Here is a 15865-nt window from a genome sequence, read left to right on the forward strand (position 1 = left end):
CGAATTTCTGTAAAGGCGAATGTTTTCGCGCAGGTGGATTGACCCCGCGATTGGGTGTTTTGCCCGTCGTGCAACGCAAGGGATTGTAGCCCGGATGAGCGAAGCGACATCCGGGATTCTGGCGACCGGCGGTCCCGGATATCGCTTCGCTCATCCGGGCTACGAAAGACGGACCCTCACGGCCGCCGGCACACCAGATCGATCTCGATCAACGCGTCGTAGGCGAGCCCGGTGACGCCGACGCAGGTGCGGGCCGGCAGCCGGTCCGGCGGGAAGAAACTGCGATAGGTCTCGTTCATCGCCGCGTAATCTTCCTTGAAACGCGTCAGATAAATGCGGGTCATCACGACGTGCTCGAGGCCGAGATCGAGGCCGGCCAGAACCACCTTCAAATTCTCCATCACGGCCCGCGTCTGCGCCTCGATGCCGTCGGGCAGCACGCCTGGCGCCTGCGGCGTATCCGGCATCTGGCCGGTGACGAAGACAAAGCCGTCGGTCTCGACGGCGTGGCTGAAGGGCGCGACCGGCTTCGGGCCGCCGCTGATCATGTGGAATTTCACCAAGAATGTCCTTGTTAAGTCGCGTCCTGAAACAGGCGCTTGCTGATGATGGCGTGCACGCCCCAATTGCCGTCGACCACCTGGGTGACGCCGAAATCGACCGCGGCCGACATCAGCGCGATCGCCTCGTCCTCGCTGAGGCCCTTCACGTTCATCAGGAAGCGCCGCATCTTGCGGAACGCGTCCTTCATGGCGAGATCGAGCGAGGACTTTGCGTAGACCTCGCTCTGCCCCTGCGCGCCGAACTCGGCGAGATAGTTGGGATGGCTGAAGCCCGTCAGCACCCAATCGGTTTCGGTCTCGATCAGGGGATAGGAGAGATCGGCAAAGGGCTGGCCGGCCAGATCGGCCTTCTTGTGCAGGATCACCTCGAACGTGCCCGTCATGGAGCATTCGATCGCGGTGCCGCTGAGCTCGCCGTCGCCCTGCGTCGCGTGGGAATCGCCGACCGACAACAGCGCGCCGGGCACGGAGACCGGAAGATAGACGGCCGATCCCTTCCCCAGCCGCCAATTGTCGAGATTGCCGCCGAAATAGGATGGCGGCACGGAGTCGACGAAATCGACCTCGCGCGGCGCCACCGCGATCACGCCGAAATGCGGACGCAGGGGAATGCGGATGCCGTCGAGCACGGCGTGGCGGCGCTTCACGGTGCCCGATACAATGGGGACACCGGGATAATCGTAGGTGGTGTGCACGACGCCAAAGGGATCGGTCTGAGGCTCCCAGCGGTAGGAATAGAGCGCACGGGCATGCGGCTCATCGGGATCATCGAATATCTCGTAGATTGTGACGACCTCGCGCGGCTTGGGCCCGCCGAGAAACTCGTTGTAGTGATAGCCCCACCAGGCCGCGACCGAGGAGCCGAACACGCGGCCGGCATGCTCCGGATTACGGCTCGCGCGCGGCACGATGTCGAGAATGCGCACCTCCAGCACGTCGCCGGGCTGGGCGTCCTTCACCGCGACCGGCCCGGTGCAGATGTGCACGCCAAACCCCTCGCCGGCGCCGCGGCCGAACACGCTGGCATCCATCGGCCCCGCGCCGCGGCGGTCGACGTTCTTCTTGTCGGCGGTCCAGCCGAACACGCTTTCGGCGCCGGCATCTCCCGCGATCATCAGATCCGGTGCGTCGGAGGCGTGCTGGGTCAGCGTCTCGATGGTGATGGTGTCGCCTGAGGCGATCTCGATCTGAGGCGGCAATGAGCGGCTGAAATAACCCCAATGAATGCGACCGGATTCGACCGGAAGATGGTGATGCCGGCGCTCCGCTGTGGTTCGCTCTCCGGCGTCGGGACAAGCGATGTGGCTGCGGGCCTCCACGCCCGGATGCACGCGAAGTTGCGCCAGCGCCTCCTGCGGCCAGCCACGCTGGCCGGCAATGCCGTGCTGCAAGGTCGCCCGCTCCGCCTCCTGCTGGCGGAACTCGCGCGGCGGCAGGCCGAAGCGATGGCGGAAGGCGCGGCTGAAATGCGCGGAATCGCCAAAGCCGTAGGCGTAGGCGATCTCCGAGATCGAGCGATGCGCTTCGGTCGGGTTGGACAGATCGGCCCAGGCGCGCTGGAGGCGGCGCTCGCGGACGTAATGTGTGAAATTGTCGCCGACGGTCTCGAACAGCTTCTGCAGATAACGCTCGGAAATTCCCTCGGCCTGCGCGACGCGCGCCGGCACCAGATCGGGATCGTCGAGGCGGCGCTCGATGGTCTGGCAGATCCGGTGCAGCAGCGCGGCTTGCGTCGCGCTCGATCCGGCATCGGACGCCGAGGCCGCCAATTGATGCGCGAGTGTCAGGAGAAGATCGACGAGAGAGTGTGCGACCGCATTCCATTCGGCATCGCCGAGTGTGTCGAGCGAGCGCGCAGTCGCATCAAGCAGGCGCGCAAAGACGTCGGCGAAGCCGCTGGGTGGAACGACGCGGGGCTCGCCCAGCCGTGGCTTGCCCGAGAGCCGGCCGTGCAGCGCGTCCGAGGTCACCGACAGCACGATCGCGCGCATGTCGCGCTGGAACACGATGCTCCAGTCCCCGCTTCGCGGCAGCAGCACGAGATGACCGACGGGAACGATGCGATGGCCGCCGGCGCTTTTCAGCACCATGCCGTCCTCGAGCGGCATCAGCGCGATCGGAAGGTCTTCGTTGGATTGCGCGAGCGGTCCGACGCTCTGCGCGCCCGCCGCCATGCGCGTCAACGCGACGCCCACGGCGTGACGATGCGACGCCGTCGCGTGGCCGTCATAGAAGGAATGAGCGGTTGCCGGCTGCAGGCCGACCGCGGCCAGCACGTCCCGCCAGGCTTCGGGGCGGTCGTCTTGCGCGTAGGACTCGCTCGTGAAGGGGCGGAAGCTCATCGGATCGACCCAGATTGCAGTGGATCGAAGCAACCTCTGTGCCAGCCGCACGCGGTCGTCCGTCGCAGCGACCGGGCGCAGATGAGGTTCGGTGGTCATGCGAGCATCCGGGAAATGGGCTTTGCTTCAGAGTGTTAGAGCATCAACCACGCTGCGTAGCCCGGATGGAGCGAAGCTTAATCCGGGAGTCAGGCCGCCATTGACGCTGTCCCGGATTGCGCTTCGCTCCATCCGGGCTACAGGGCGTCAATCGCACCGGAAGATGTTCTTGCGGATCGTGCCGTGGACGCCCCAATTGGCGTCCACCACCTGGGTGACGCCGAAATCGGCGCCGACCGACAGCAGCGAGATTGCCTCGTCCTCGCTGAGGCCGTGCACGGTCATCAGGAACCGCCGGAGTTTCCTGAACGCATCGCGCATCGCACGGTCGAGGCTCGAGTGATTGGCAATCTCGGTTTGTGCGTCGGCGCCGAGCGTCGCGAGATAGTTCGGATAGGTAAAGCCGTAAAACGACCAGGCGTGATCGGTCTCGAGCATGGGATGATCGAGGCCTTCCAGGTTCGTGCCGGCGAGATCAGCCTTCTTGTGCAGGATGAACTCGAAATCACCGGTCAGCGAGGTCTCGATCGCGGTGCCGCCGAGCTCGCTGTCGCCTTGCGCGGCGTGGGGATCGCCGACCGAGAAATAAGCGCCTGATACCGCGACCGGATAGAACATCCGTGCGCCCTTGCCGATACGCCAGTCGTCGATGTTGCCGCCGGTGTAGCTCGGCGGAATCGAGCTGACGAAATCGGCTTCCGACGGCGCAAGGCCCATGGTGCCGAAATGCAGCCGCGCCGGCACCTTCACGCTGGAGAGAATGTTCTCACGCTTCTTGATGGTGGCATGATCGACGCGCACGCCGGGATAGTCGATCATTGAATGCACGATGCCGTCGGGGTCGGTCTGCGGCGTCCAGACGTAGTTGTAGACCGCTTTCGCATAGGGCTCGCCCGAGGTGTCGAGCTCGAAGATCGTGACGACCTCGCGCGGCTTCGGCTCCTCGATCAGATCGTGATAGTGGAAGCCCCAGTTCGCCGCGACGTTGGAGCCGAAGCAGCGGCCGGCATGGCAGGCGCTGCAGCTCGGCCGCGGCCGGACGTCGAGGATGCGCACTTCGAGAATGTCGCCGGGCTCGGCGCCTTCGATTGCGACGGGACCAGTGAGCAGATGCACGCCGATCCCCTCGCCTGCGCCGCGGATGAACGGGCCTTCCGTCGGACCGGAGCCGCGTCGCGCCACGGCCTTGTGCTCGCGAGTCCACTGGAACACGCTCTCGGCGCCGGGATCGCCCTGGATCATGCGTTCGTAATCGTCGTTGGCGTGATGGGTCAGCGTCTCGATGGTGGCGCGGTCGCCGGAGCGCAGCGTGAGGGCCGGCGCGACGATCTTGGAGAAATAGCCCCAGTGGACAGTTTTCGGGGAAACCGGCAGCGTGAAATGCTTCATGACGTGGTCTCTTCTAACTTGGCCTCATCAGGGAACGCGGTCTTGAGCGTTGCGGACGCGGCTCTCATCGCACCGCCTCCGGAGTCTTGTCGGCTTCCATCACGCTGAGGAAACGCGCCGTCAGCGGATTGCGTGGATTGGTGAGCACCTCGTGCGCCGGCCCCTCCTCGATGATCGTGCCGCCGCTGAGGAAAGCGACGCGGTCGGCAACTTCGTCGGCGAAACGGATCTGGTGCGTCGAGATGATCATGGTGAGGCCGTCGTCGATGGCCAGGCGCCGGATCACCTCCAGCACCTCGTTGACGAGTTCGGGATCGAGCGCCGAGGTCGGCTCGTCCAGCAGCAGCACGCTCGGATTGGGCGCGAGTGCGCGGGCAATGGCGACGCGCTGCTGCTGACCGCCGGACAGATGCCGCGGCAGCGCATCGGCACGATGCGAGAGCCCGACCCGGTCGAGCAGCTCGTTGGCGCGGCGGTCGGCATCGATCCGGGTCATGCCGTGAACCCAGCGCAAGGGACCGGCGATGTTCTCTTTCGCCGAGAGATGGGCGAACAGGTTGAACTGCTGGAACACCATGCCGACGCCGACGGTCGCCCGCTCATTGGCGAGATCGCGGGGCGACAGCGGCTTGCCGCTCTCGTGGAAACCGAGGCGCCGTCCGCCGACGCGCACGGTGCCGGAATCCCAGCTTTCGAGATGGTTGATGCAGCGGAGCAGCGTGCTCTTGCCGGAGCCGCTGGGCCCGAGCAGCGCCACCACCTCGCCGACGCGCACCGTGAGATCGAGGCCGCCGAGCACCTTTTGCGCGCCATAGCTCTTGGTGAGGTCCTTGGTCTCGACCGCGATATTGTTGCGCGCGATCGTCGTGGCGCGGCGTGCGCGCTCCTCACGCGTCAGCGCCAGCGGCGGCGTGTCGGCAGGCTCAGCCTGCACGGGTTCGGGATCGTGCGCGGTGGCCTCGGCGAGTTCGAGCTTGGTCGTGAGGTCGACGCGACGCCACGGCAGATAGTCGGCGAGCTTGCGCTGGCGCGCCTTGGCCCGGTCGAGATCGAGCAGCCATTCGACGAACAGCTGAATGACGCTGATGGCGAAGGTCAGCACGAGATACAGAAGACCGGAGGCAAAGAAGATCGAGAAGAAGTCGAAGGTCGAGGACGCCAACTGGGTCGAGCGCAACGTCAGCTCCTGCACCGCGACGACGGAGGCGAGCGAGGAGTTCTTCAGTGCGCTCACGGCCTCGTTGCCGAAGGCCGGGATCATGGTGCGGATCGCCTGCGGCGCGATCACCCGCCACATCAGGATCCGGGGCGTCATGCCGAGCGCCTGGCCTGCCGTCACCTGCCCGCGATCGACACCGAGCACGCCGGCGCGCAGCATCTCGGCGATGAACGGCGCCTCGTTGCAGGCGAGCGCAAGGCCGGCGGCCAGCACCGCCGGAAGCTTGATGCCGATATGCGGCAGCGCGTCGTAGGCGAACACCATCTGCAGGATCAGCGGCGTGCCGCGGAAGATCACGGTGTAGGCCCTGGCGATCGCCGCCAGCAGCCAGAAGCGCGAGAGCTGCATGCCGGCGAGGATCAATCCGAGGATCAATCCGCCGCCGAGCCCGAGGGCGGTCACCTCGAGGGTGAGCTCGATGCCCTCGAGCAGATACGGCATGGTCAGATAATGGAGGAACAGCGACATCGGTCGGCCGTCATCAGAGCGGGATTAAGTTTGAAGGTGAGCGAGCCCGGCTCGGTCCACCTCTCCCGTAGGGAGAGGTCGGATCGAATCGACAGATGCGATCCGGGTGAGGGGTTACGCTGCACCGAGTTTGCCGCGCCCCCTCACCCGGCGCTTCGCGCCGACCTCTCCCCGCCAGGGAGAGGTAAACCGCGCTAGTCGGCCGTCAGAATGTCCGGCTCCTTGAAGTTGTTCACGTCGAGCCCGTGCTTCTTCAGGAGCTCCATATGCGTGCCGGCCTTCTGCACCTCGATCAGCGCGGCGAGCACGGCGTCGCGGAATTTCGGCTTGTCCTTGGGAACGGCGATGCCGACCGAATACGGGATCGTCACCGCGATCGCCTTCTCCAGCTTGTCCGGATAGGCCTTCACCGCGCTGTCGACCGTGTTGACGTCGTTGACATAGGTGTCGGCGCGGCCGGCGAGGATCGCCTGGATGCAGTTGGCGTTGTTGTCATAGAGCTGGACGGTCGGCTCGGGCTTGCCGGCCTTCTTGCACTCGGGCATCAGGGCCTGGATCAGGGGCACCTCGACATAGCCGGTGTTTTCGGCGGCGGCAGCCCCGCACATCGACATGTTGATGCCGTTGATGCCCTTCGGATTGCCCTTGGCGACCAGCACGCCGTCGAACACCTTCGAGTAGGTGATGAAGTCGGCCGCCTTGGCGCGCTCCTTGGTGGCGTAGATGTCGGAGATGACGATGTCGGCCTGACCGGCAGCGAGGGTCGTCAGCAGCGCCGCGAACGTCACCGCCTTGTAGGTCAGCTTGAAGCCGAGGCATTCGCCGATGGCTTCGCCGAGATCGATGTCGAAGCCGATATATTTGCTGGGGTCCTTCGGGTCGATGGTCTCATAGCCCGGCGTGTGCGGGTTGATGGCGTTGACGAGTGTCTTGCCCTTCCAGTCCGGGTATTTCTCCTGGAGTGCAGCGCAGGCGGCGGGCGCTGCGGCCTGCGCGCTCAGCGGTGCCGCGGCGACGAGGCCGACAGCGATGGTGGCGCCGAGCACCACTTTGCGCCACGGCAATGACGCGCGTGCGATCCCCCGCCGCACGTTCTGCGGTACTTGGGGCAATACCCGTGTCTGCATCTCCAGCTCCTTCGAATTGTCATGGCATTGGCCATGTTCCAGATCTCGGGAGCGAGCCTAGGTGGAGTGCGCCGGGGAAAGCTTGTCCGCGGGCGTACAAAAAATTGGACGGATGGAGCCCGCGATTTGGGCAGGCGGCTGCACAAAAACTGTTCGTGCTTGAGGCGCGCTACGGCACGCAATTCCGAATTCGGGAGAACCACATTATTCGGGAAGAAGCCATGATCTGCCCGATCCGAGACCGATTGATGAGATCATTTGACGGAAATATCGCGAACGCCGGCACTAATGGGCAGCCGGGCCGACGCATCTTTGCGCGATATCCACAGCACTCCACAGCCTGTCCGCAGCATATCCACAGGCCGACTATGCCGGATTCGTAAGCGCTAGCGAGGTACTTGCTGCGCACAAACCCACAGGGCCGGTATGTCAGCCGCCGGCCTGATCGAACACGCTGCGGCAAGCTTCGCTCAAGCTTGATCGGTTACGGCGCAGGCACGCGGTGATGGCGCGGACGTTGGGGATCTCGCCGGCGCAGAGCCGGTAGACGTCGGGGGTGCAGGCCCGGCGCTGCTCGGGCGTTCCCTGCTGTGCATGGGCGGCCGAGGCAAACATCGTCAGGAACAGCCCGACCGTCGAGGCGCGGCGCGCCCGGCTCTTCACACCCGCAAACCGCAAGAACCTCGCCTTCATGACCGCTCTCCCGTTCTGCCCGTCCCGGCCTGCATTGGCCGGTGCGTGAAGGGGTAGGAGAAATAAACCGCTGAGAATGTGATCTCTTTCACATTGGCAGCCGGCCAGCGGCGACTAGGGTTCCGTGGGGATTTTTGGAAATCGCTAACCATACGGGACCCGATCGCCGGATCGTTAAAATGCGAACGATCGGTTCAATCGGGTAACAAACCGGCTTTGCGACATTGCGCCATCCGCGTTGTGCGAGGGTGCGATGAGCGAAGCCGAATTCAACTTGCTGCTGGATGCCGTCCAGGACGCCATGGTCCATGACGATCCGGCGTTCGCGTCGGAGGAGGAATTCGTGCCCCGCTCGTGGAGCTTCGTCGCGACGCCAAAGGCCGCGAATGACAATGAAGGCGCCTGGCCTCTCCTGCCGTTTCCCGACGGCTGGTACGCGGCCTGCTGAGGCCACCTTCAACGTAAACCGATGCGCCCGCTCCTGCGGGCGTTTTGCTAACAGCCCTGCGCCGGACCGGCGCGGCCCCGATCAGGTCTTGACGCGCTCCTCGCCATCCTGCGGCGCCCGATCGGGTGCGGCCGGTGGAAAGATGCTGTCGTAGATCGCGCGCGCCTCGCGAATGAGACGAGCCCGCTCCAGCTCGGATTTCGGGACGAATCGGACGACGTCGCTCACGTGCTCTCCAGCTCCAGGGGTTCGTGACGCATCACTTCGCAGATGCGAAGTCTATGCCATCGGGCCTGAATCGCTGGTTTCCGCCAAGCCCCGGGCAAACCCGGTGTGCGCGGCCCAAAAAAGGCACGCAGCCGGGCTCGGTCGGAACCGCGGTGACATCGAATTTTCGCTGGAATATCAGAAGCTTGTGATGGAGGCCACGACCAGAATTGAACTGGTGTACACGGTTTTGCAGACCGTTGCGTAACCACTCCGCCACGTGGCCCCGTAAGGGCGGACCAATATAGGGGATCAATGGCTTAGGCAACCCCGAGCGAGTGGCTACGCCTTCGGTCCACCGAGATACCGGCCCAAAATTTCGTCGGTCGCTCCGATCGCGGCGATCCGCCCCTGCTCCAGCAGGATCGCGCGGTTGCAGGTGCTCTGGATCAGCTCGATGTCGTGCGAGGCCAGCACCAGGATGCCGGCGCGGGCGACGATCTCGTCGAGCCGCTGCCGCGCCTTGCGGCGGAATTGCTGGTCGCCGACGCCGATCCATTCGTCGAGCAGCACGATCTCGCCTTCCACTGCGGTTGCGACCGCGAAAATCAGGCGCAGCATCATGCCGCTGGAATAGGTCCGCAGCGGCAGGTCGAGCCGGTCGCCGAGCTCGGTGAACTCGGCGATCTCCGTGCGGCGGGCGTCGATCTCGGCCCGCCGCGCGCCGATCACGAGCCCGCGCCGCATGATGTTCTCGTAGCCGGTGGCTTCCTCGTCAAAGCCGGCCGAGAGATCGAACAGCGACAGGCAGCGGCCGATGACGTCCACGCTGCCCCCGGTCGGATGATAGATGCCGGCGAGCACCCGCAGCAGCGTGGTCTTGCCGGCGCCGTTGGCGCCGATGATGGCGAGGCGGTCGCCGGCGCGGATATCGAGACTGACGTCGCTCAGTGCGGTGACGATGTGCGGGACTGCCGCCGTCCGCCGCAGCGTCACGGCATTGACGAAACGGCTGCGCAGCGAGCGGTCGCGGAACGACAGCACCGGAAAGGTGACCGAGACGTTGCGCAGCACGATGCGGGCGGCAAGGCTCATGCGCGTCTCACAGCCAGTACGCCACGCGATGGCGGTAGCGCGCGTAATAGCCGAGGCCGATCGCGGCCATGACGGCCGCGTAGATCACCCCGAGCAACCATTGCTCGGCGTCGGTCGGCTGCGACAGCAGCGGCCTGCGCACGAGGTCGAGCAGCGTCGCGAACGGATTGGCGCGGATCAGCCAGTCAAACGCGGTGCCGCGCACGGTGTCCTCGGTCCAGATGATCGGCGTCAGGAAGAAGACGAATTGCAGGCCGCTGACGATCGCAGAGCCGATGTCGCGAAAGCGCGCGCAGAGCATGCCGAGCGCGACCGAGCCGCCGAGGAGAACGACGAGCAGGATCGCAAAGCCGGGGATCGCGAGCAGCATGTTCCAGTGCAATGGCCATGGCATCACGGCGTAGAGCAGGACGACGATTACCAGGTGATGCGCGAAGATCAGGACGTTGCGCGCGAGCATCTGGAGGACATGAACGATCAGCGGCGCCGGCACGGCCTTGATCAAATGGCCTGACGCCACGAAGATGTTGGAGCCCTCCTGGAGCGTCGTCGCGATCAGCGTCCAGACGATCAGTCCGACGGCGAAATGCGGCAGGAAGGTCGCGATATCCTGCTTGAACAGCGCCGCGTAGACCGTGCCGACACTGGCGATCGTCGCAGCCAGCGTCAGCGTGATCCAGAGCGGGCCGATCACGGTGCGCCGGTAGCGCAGCGAAATGTCCATCAGCGCCAGCGTGCCCCAACGATCGAGCCGCGTCGCCTGTGCCAGGATTTCCCTCGTCGCGAGCTGAATTCGACTGCCCCTTCCGATTCCGGTACTCCAATGCCGTAACAGGATAGCAGGCCTATCGGCCGGTCGTCTTTATCCGGCGGCCCCCCGTGCAGCAATCAACCGTATGGATGAAGACGGCCGAAGTCAGGCGCGTTTGCCCCGCCGCACGCCGCGCCGGCGGTCCTTGACCGCCGGTTTTGGCGCCAGTTCAGGCATCTCGGCCTGGACCTCGCGGTAGCGCGCCAGCATCCGCTCGAAGCTCGCATTCAGCGTCTCGGCAATGTCGGGACGCCGCTCGAGGCCGGCCAGGATCGTCGCGGCAGCCTCGATGGTGGAGAGCCCGTCCTTGCGGGGCTCCTTGCGCAGGCGCCCGTAACGGGAGGGATGCGCCGGGTTGAGGATCACGCGCTGGCACTTGAGCATCCAGGGATTGCGCCACCACAGCGCCTTGGCCTGGCTCCAGGTGCCGTCGAGCAGTACCACGCCTTCGAGCTTGCCGAGGCGCTCGCGCTGCTTGTCGGCGACCTCGCCCTTGCGGTTGAGCGCGACGATCTCGGCCTCGGTCTCAAGGTCGGTCGCCTTTGCCGAGCCGAGATAGAGCACGGCCCAGTGCGAGGCGTTCTCGATCGGGTGCCCGATCGCCTTGGACAGGCTCGGCCAGGACAGGCCGACCCGCACCACGGCCTTGGGGAAGTGCTTGGCGGTCAGCCGCGCGGTGCCAAGCGCCCTGTCCTGCTCCTGCGGATGCTGGAGGATCAGGAGGCCAAGGCGATTCTCAATGGGCGTGACGCTGTCGCAGATGCACAGCGGCATCGGCTTCTGGCAGTGCGGGCATTCGGGGATCGGATCGGCCGGCGCGGCGACGGTGGGGTTCGACATGGCCGCCGCTATACGCTTCATGCGGCGCTTCAACAACCTATTCCGCCGGCGCAGCCAGCGGGCGCGGCTCGGAGCGGCGGCGCAGGCGGTCGATCAAGAGGTAGATTACCGGCGTCGTATAGAGCGTCAGGATCTGCGAGACGAACAGGCCGCCGATGATGGTGATGCCGAGCGGGCGCCGAAGCTCGGTGCCCGGCCCGGTCGCAACCACCAGCGGAATGCCGGCGAACAGCGCCGCCATGGTCGTCATCAGGATCGGGCGGAAACGCGCCTGACAGGCCTCGAAAATCGCCTCCGCCGAGGACAGGCCGCGCTGGCGCTCGGCGTCGAGCGCAAAGTCGACCATCATGATGCCGTTCTTCTTGACGATGCCGATCAACAGGATGATGCCGACGAAGGCGATCACGGTCAGCGGCGTATTGGTGATCTGCAGCGCCAGCAGCGCGCCGAGCCCGGCCGAGGGCAGCGTCGAGATGATCGTGAGCGGATGGGCGAGGCTCTCATAGAGTACGCCGAGCACGATATACATCGCCACCAGCGCGCCGAGGATCAGCAGCGGCTGCCGTCCGCTGGTCTTGGCGAAGTCGCCGGCATTGCCGTCAAAGCTGCCGCGGATGCCTTCCGGCATGTGTAGCTCCTCGACCGCGCGCTGGATGTTTTGCGTGGCGGTCTGGAGCTGCACGTCAGGCAGCAGGTTGAACGATACCGTGGTCGAGGGGAACGACTGCGAATGATAGACCGCGAGCGCTGCGAGCCCGCGCGTCGCGCGCACCACGGCCGACAGCGGCACCTGCACGTCGCCCGCGCCTGCGACATAGATGCGTTCGAGGTTGGAGGGATCGACCTGGAATTTCGGGTCGATCTCCAGCACCGTCATGTACTGGTTGCGCTGGGTGTAGATGATCGAGATCTGCCGCTGCGAGAACGCGTTGTTCAGCGCATTGTCGATGTCCTGGACGCGGACGCCGAGCGCCGAGGCCTTCTGGCGGTCGATCGAGAGCGTCAGTTGCAGTCCGCCGGGATCGCGATCGCTGGAAATGTCGGTGATGCCCTCGACGCTCTCCATGCGCTTGGCCACGATCGGCGCCCATTGCTGCAACAGGCCGAGATCGGTCGAGGAGAGCGTGTACTGGTAATCGGAATCGCTCTGCCGCCCGCCGGCGCGCACGTCCTGGGCGGCGAACATGAAAAGACGAATGCCGGGCACCGGGAACAGCGCGCGCCTGAGCCGGTCGATCACCACCTGCGTCGAGACGTGATCGCGCTCTTCAGGCGGCTTCAGGCTGATGAACATGGTGCCACGGTTCGAGGTCGCAGCCCCCGGCCCCCCGCCGCCGCTGCCGACGGTCGAGCCGATGCCCGCCACGGCCGGATCCTGCATCACGATATCGGCAAGCCGCTGCTGGAGGCCGAGCATCGACTGGAATGAAATGTCGGCCGAGGCGCGCGTCGCGCCGATGACGAAGCCGGAATCGTCGGTCGGGAAATAGCCCTTGGGGACCTTGATGTAGAGCACCACCGTCAGGCCGATGGTGGCGAAGAACACCAGCAGCGTCAGCAGCGGGTACTCCAGCACGTTGCGCAAGCTGCGGGCATAGAACGTGACGATGCGCGACAGCGAGCCCTCGATGAGGCGATCGAACAGCGTCGCGGTGCCCGACGTGGTCTGCCGGATGTAATGGGCGCAGATCATCGGCGTCACCGTCAGCGACACCACCGTCGAGACCAGAATCGCGAAGGTCAGCGTCAGCGAGAATTCGCGCAGGAGGCGGCCGACGATGCCGTCCATGAAGATCAGCGGCGTGAACGCCGCGATCAGCGACAGGCTGATCGAGACCACGGTGAAGCCGATCTGCCGGGCACCCTCCAGCGCCGCCTGCATCGGCCGCATGCCGTGCTCGAGATTGCGGTACATGTTCTCGATCATGACGATGGCGTCGTCGACCACGAAGCCGACCGAGATCGCCAGCGCCATCAGCGACAGATTGTCGATCGAGAAGCCGGCGACCCACATCCCGGCGCAGGTCCCGGCCAGCGCCAGCGGCACCGAGATGCCGGCCGCGATCGTCGGCGTGACCCGCCGCAGGAACACGAACACCACGACCATCACCAGGACGGCCGTCGCCAGCAGCGTCCATTGCATGTCCAGCACGCTGGCGCGGATCGTGCTGGTGCGATCGACCAGCGTGGAGATGTCGACGCCGGCCGGAATCCATTGCTTCAGGTCCGGGATCAGGGCCTTCACGCGATCGACGGTGTCGATGACGTTGGCGTCGCCCTGCTTGGTGATCTGGATCAGGACGGCCGGCTGCTTGTTGAACCAGGCGATCGAGCGGGCATTGCGGACGGAATCCTCGATGTCGGCAACATCGGAGAGCCGGACGAAATTGCCGTTCGAGCTCTTGATGACGATGTCGCGGAATTCCTTCGCCGTGCGCATCTGCTTGTTCAGCGACAGCGTTTCGCTCTGGCGCTCGCCGTTGAAGATGCCGACGGGGCCGAGCGGGTTCGCATTGATGATCGCGGTGCGGACGTCATCGGTGGCGATGCCCGCGTTCGACAGCGCCACGGGGTTGAGCTGCACCCGCACCGCCGGCTGGTCGGCACCGCTGACCGTGACGTCGCCGACCCCCGGCACCTGCGAGATGCGCTGCGCGAGGACCGTATCGGCGACGTCATAGATCGCGCTCGCCGACAGCGTCTTCGAGGTCAGCGCCAGCACGAAGACGGGCGCGCCGGCGGTGTTGGCCTTGCGGAAGCGCGGCAGCGTCGGCAGGTCGCTCGGCAGGTCGACCAGCGCGGCGTTGATCGCCGCCTGCACGTCGCGCGCGGCCTTGTCGATGTTGCGGCCGATATCGAACTGAAGCTGAATGTTGGTCGTGCCGAGCGACGACGTCGAGGTGATCTGGTTGATGCCCGATATCTCGCCAAGCCGCCGCTCCAGCGGCGAAGCCACCGTCGCCGCCATCACCGACGGATCGGCGCCCGGCCGGCTCGCCGAGACGAAGATGGCGGGAAAGTCGACATTCGGGACCGAGGCGACGGGCAGGAACTCGTAGGCGACGACACCCAGCAGGAAAAGCCCGATCGACAGCAGCGTGGTCGCGACCGGCCGGCGGATGAAGGGCTCCGAGATCGATGCCATCCCTCACATCCCCTCGGTCGCGCCGGCGACCGGCGGGCCGCCCGATTCGGCCGGCGGCAGCGCCCGTTCGAGGCGGCGGTTGATGCGGTCGAGCGCGAGGTAGATCACGGGCGTGGTGTAGAGCGTCAACAGCTGGCTCAGCAGCAGGCCGCCGATGATGGAGATGCCGAGCGGAAAGCGCAGCTCGGCGCCGGTGCCGCTCTCGATCGCCAGCGGCAAGGCGCCGAACAGCGCCGCCAGCGTCGTCATCATGATCGGGCGGAAGCGCAAGAGGCAGGCCTGCACGATCGCCTCATGGGCGGGCATGCCCTGCCCGCGCTCGGCTTCCAGCGCGAAGTCGATCATCATGATCGCGTTCTTCTTGACGATGCCCATCAGCAGGATGATGCCGATCAGGCCGATCACCGAGAGATCCTGCCCGCACAGCATCAGCGCCAGGATCGCGCCGACGCCGGCCGAGGGCAGCGTCGACAGGATCGTGATCGGGTGGATATAGCTCTCATAGAGCACGCCCAGGACGATGTAGATCGTGATCACGGCTGCGAGCAGCAGCCAGGGCTGGCCGGCGAGCGCCTTGGCGAATTCGGCAGCATCGCCGGCGTAAACGCCGACGATGCTGTTGGGCATCTCGATCCGGGTCTCGATCGTCTTGACCGCCTCGACGGCGTCGCCGAGCGCCGCGCCGGGTGCCAGGTTGAAGCTGAGCGAGATCGCCGGGAATTGCGCCTGGTGCGAGATCGCCAGCGGCGCGGTGGTCCGCTTCAAGGTGGCCACGGCCGAGAGCGGCACCTGCGCGTTCGGCGCGCCGACGGTGGCGCTCGCTGCGCCCGGCAGATAGAGCTTTGACAGGATCGAGGGATCGCGCTGGTACATCGGCAGCGCCTCCAGCACCACGCGGTACTGGTTGGCCTGGCCGTAGATGGTCGAGATCTGCCGCTGCGCGAACGAATCGTTCAGCGTGTCGGTGATGCCTTGCAGGCTGACGCCGAGCTGGCCGGCGCGGGTCCGGTCGACGTCGAGCTGCGCCCTCAACCCGCCCTCCTGCGCCTCCGAGGAGACGTCGCGGAACAGCGGATCGCGCCGCATTTCGGCAACCAGCTTACGGGCCCATTCCGACACCAGCGCCGCATCCGTGCCGGTCAGCGTGTACTGGTATTGCGAACGGCTCGACTGGGTCGAGATCTGCACGTCCTGTACCGGCTGGAAGTAGACGGTCATGCCGGGAATGCCCGCCACCCTCTCCTTCAACCGGGCGACGACCACGCTGACATCGTCGCGCCGCTCGCCGCGCGGCTTCAAGCTCATGACGAGGCGCCCGACATTGGTGGTCGGATTGACCGAGCCCGCGCCGATCACCGAGACCACGCCGACCACGTCGGGGTCGGCCTGGATGGCGTCGGCCGCCTCGGCCTGCCGCTT

Annotated in this window: 12 protein-coding genes, 1 tRNA gene and 1 pseudogene; 1 reads left to right on the top strand and 13 read right to left on the bottom strand. The window is 65.7% G+C overall.

What is annotated here, in order from left to right:
* Positions 1-176: 176 nt before the first annotated feature.
* The 6 genes from PMI42_RS07080 to PMI42_RS07105 form a co-directional block, all read right to left on the bottom strand.
* Positions 177-560 (bottom strand): RidA family protein, encoded by a 384-nt coding sequence (locus tag PMI42_RS07080; protein WP_008132028.1) that lies wholly within the window; start codon positions 558-560, stop codon positions 177-179.
* Between the two features lie 14 nt (positions 561-574).
* A complete protein-coding gene (locus tag PMI42_RS07085) occupies positions 575-2905 on the bottom strand; it encodes an acetamidase/formamidase family protein (protein ID WP_035964776.1) in 2331 nt (776 codons plus the stop codon).
* 246 nt (positions 2906-3151) lie between these two features.
* A complete protein-coding gene (locus PMI42_RS07090) occupies positions 3152-4393 on the bottom strand; it encodes an acetamidase/formamidase family protein (RefSeq protein WP_008132032.1) in 1242 nt (413 codons plus the stop codon).
* 64 nt (positions 4394-4457) lie between these two features.
* Positions 4458-6080 (bottom strand): amino acid ABC transporter permease/ATP-binding protein, encoded by a 1623-nt coding sequence (locus PMI42_RS07095; protein WP_008132035.1) that lies wholly within the window; start codon positions 6078-6080, stop codon positions 4458-4460.
* Between the two features lie 194 nt (positions 6081-6274).
* Positions 6275-7207 (bottom strand): ABC transporter substrate-binding protein, encoded by a 933-nt coding sequence (locus PMI42_RS07100; protein ID WP_008132037.1) that lies wholly within the window; start codon positions 7205-7207, stop codon positions 6275-6277.
* Positions 7208-7636: 429 nt separating this feature from the next.
* Positions 7637-7900: a hypothetical protein gene (locus tag PMI42_RS07105; RefSeq protein WP_008132038.1), complete on the bottom strand. Its 264-nt coding sequence runs from the start codon at positions 7898-7900 to the stop codon at positions 7637-7639.
* 253 nt (positions 7901-8153) lie between these two features.
* Here PMI42_RS07105 and PMI42_RS07110 point away from each other — a divergent pair, with 253 nt between their 5' ends.
* A complete protein-coding gene (locus PMI42_RS07110) occupies positions 8154-8348 on the top strand; it encodes a hypothetical protein (protein ID WP_008132039.1) in 195 nt (64 codons plus the stop codon).
* A gap of 81 nt (positions 8349-8429) precedes the next feature.
* On the opposite strand, the gene PMI42_RS39980 is transcribed toward PMI42_RS07110, so the two are convergent.
* The 7 genes and pseudogenes from PMI42_RS39980 to PMI42_RS07140 all read right to left on the bottom strand — a co-directional run.
* The gene (locus PMI42_RS39980) at positions 8430-8576 is read right to left on the bottom strand and encodes a hypothetical protein (RefSeq protein ID WP_008132040.1); all 147 of its coding nucleotides are present in this window, start codon (positions 8574-8576) and stop codon (positions 8430-8432) included.
* A gap of 191 nt (positions 8577-8767) precedes the next feature.
* Positions 8768-8841: transfer RNA gene (locus PMI42_RS07115), tRNA-Cys, on the bottom strand.
* Positions 8842-8897: 56 nt separating this feature from the next.
* A pseudogene (locus PMI42_RS07120) lies at positions 8898-9494 on the bottom strand (ABC transporter ATP-binding protein); the annotation flags it as partial.
* Positions 9495-9657: 163 nt separating this feature from the next.
* The gene (locus tag PMI42_RS07125; RefSeq protein ID WP_008132043.1) at positions 9658-10374 is read right to left on the bottom strand and encodes an ABC transporter permease; all 717 of its coding nucleotides are present in this window, start codon (positions 10372-10374) and stop codon (positions 9658-9660) included.
* A gap of 192 nt (positions 10375-10566) precedes the next feature.
* The gene (locus PMI42_RS07130) at positions 10567-11301 is read right to left on the bottom strand and encodes a tRNA-uridine aminocarboxypropyltransferase (RefSeq protein WP_008132044.1); all 735 of its coding nucleotides are present in this window, start codon (positions 11299-11301) and stop codon (positions 10567-10569) included.
* A gap of 37 nt (positions 11302-11338) precedes the next feature.
* Positions 11339-14446, bottom strand: coding sequence for an efflux RND transporter permease subunit (locus PMI42_RS07135; RefSeq protein WP_008132046.1), 3108 nt, complete (start codon positions 14444-14446; stop codon positions 11339-11341).
* Positions 14447-14449: 3 nt separating this feature from the next.
* The coding region (locus tag PMI42_RS07140; RefSeq protein ID WP_008132048.1) for an efflux RND transporter permease subunit at positions 14450-15865 on the bottom strand (1416 nt) is incomplete at its 5' end.

The sequence above is a fragment of the Bradyrhizobium sp. YR681 genome (genome assembly GCF_000282615.1).
In the GTDB taxonomy this organism is placed as follows: Bacteria; Pseudomonadota; Alphaproteobacteria; order Rhizobiales; family Xanthobacteraceae; genus Bradyrhizobium.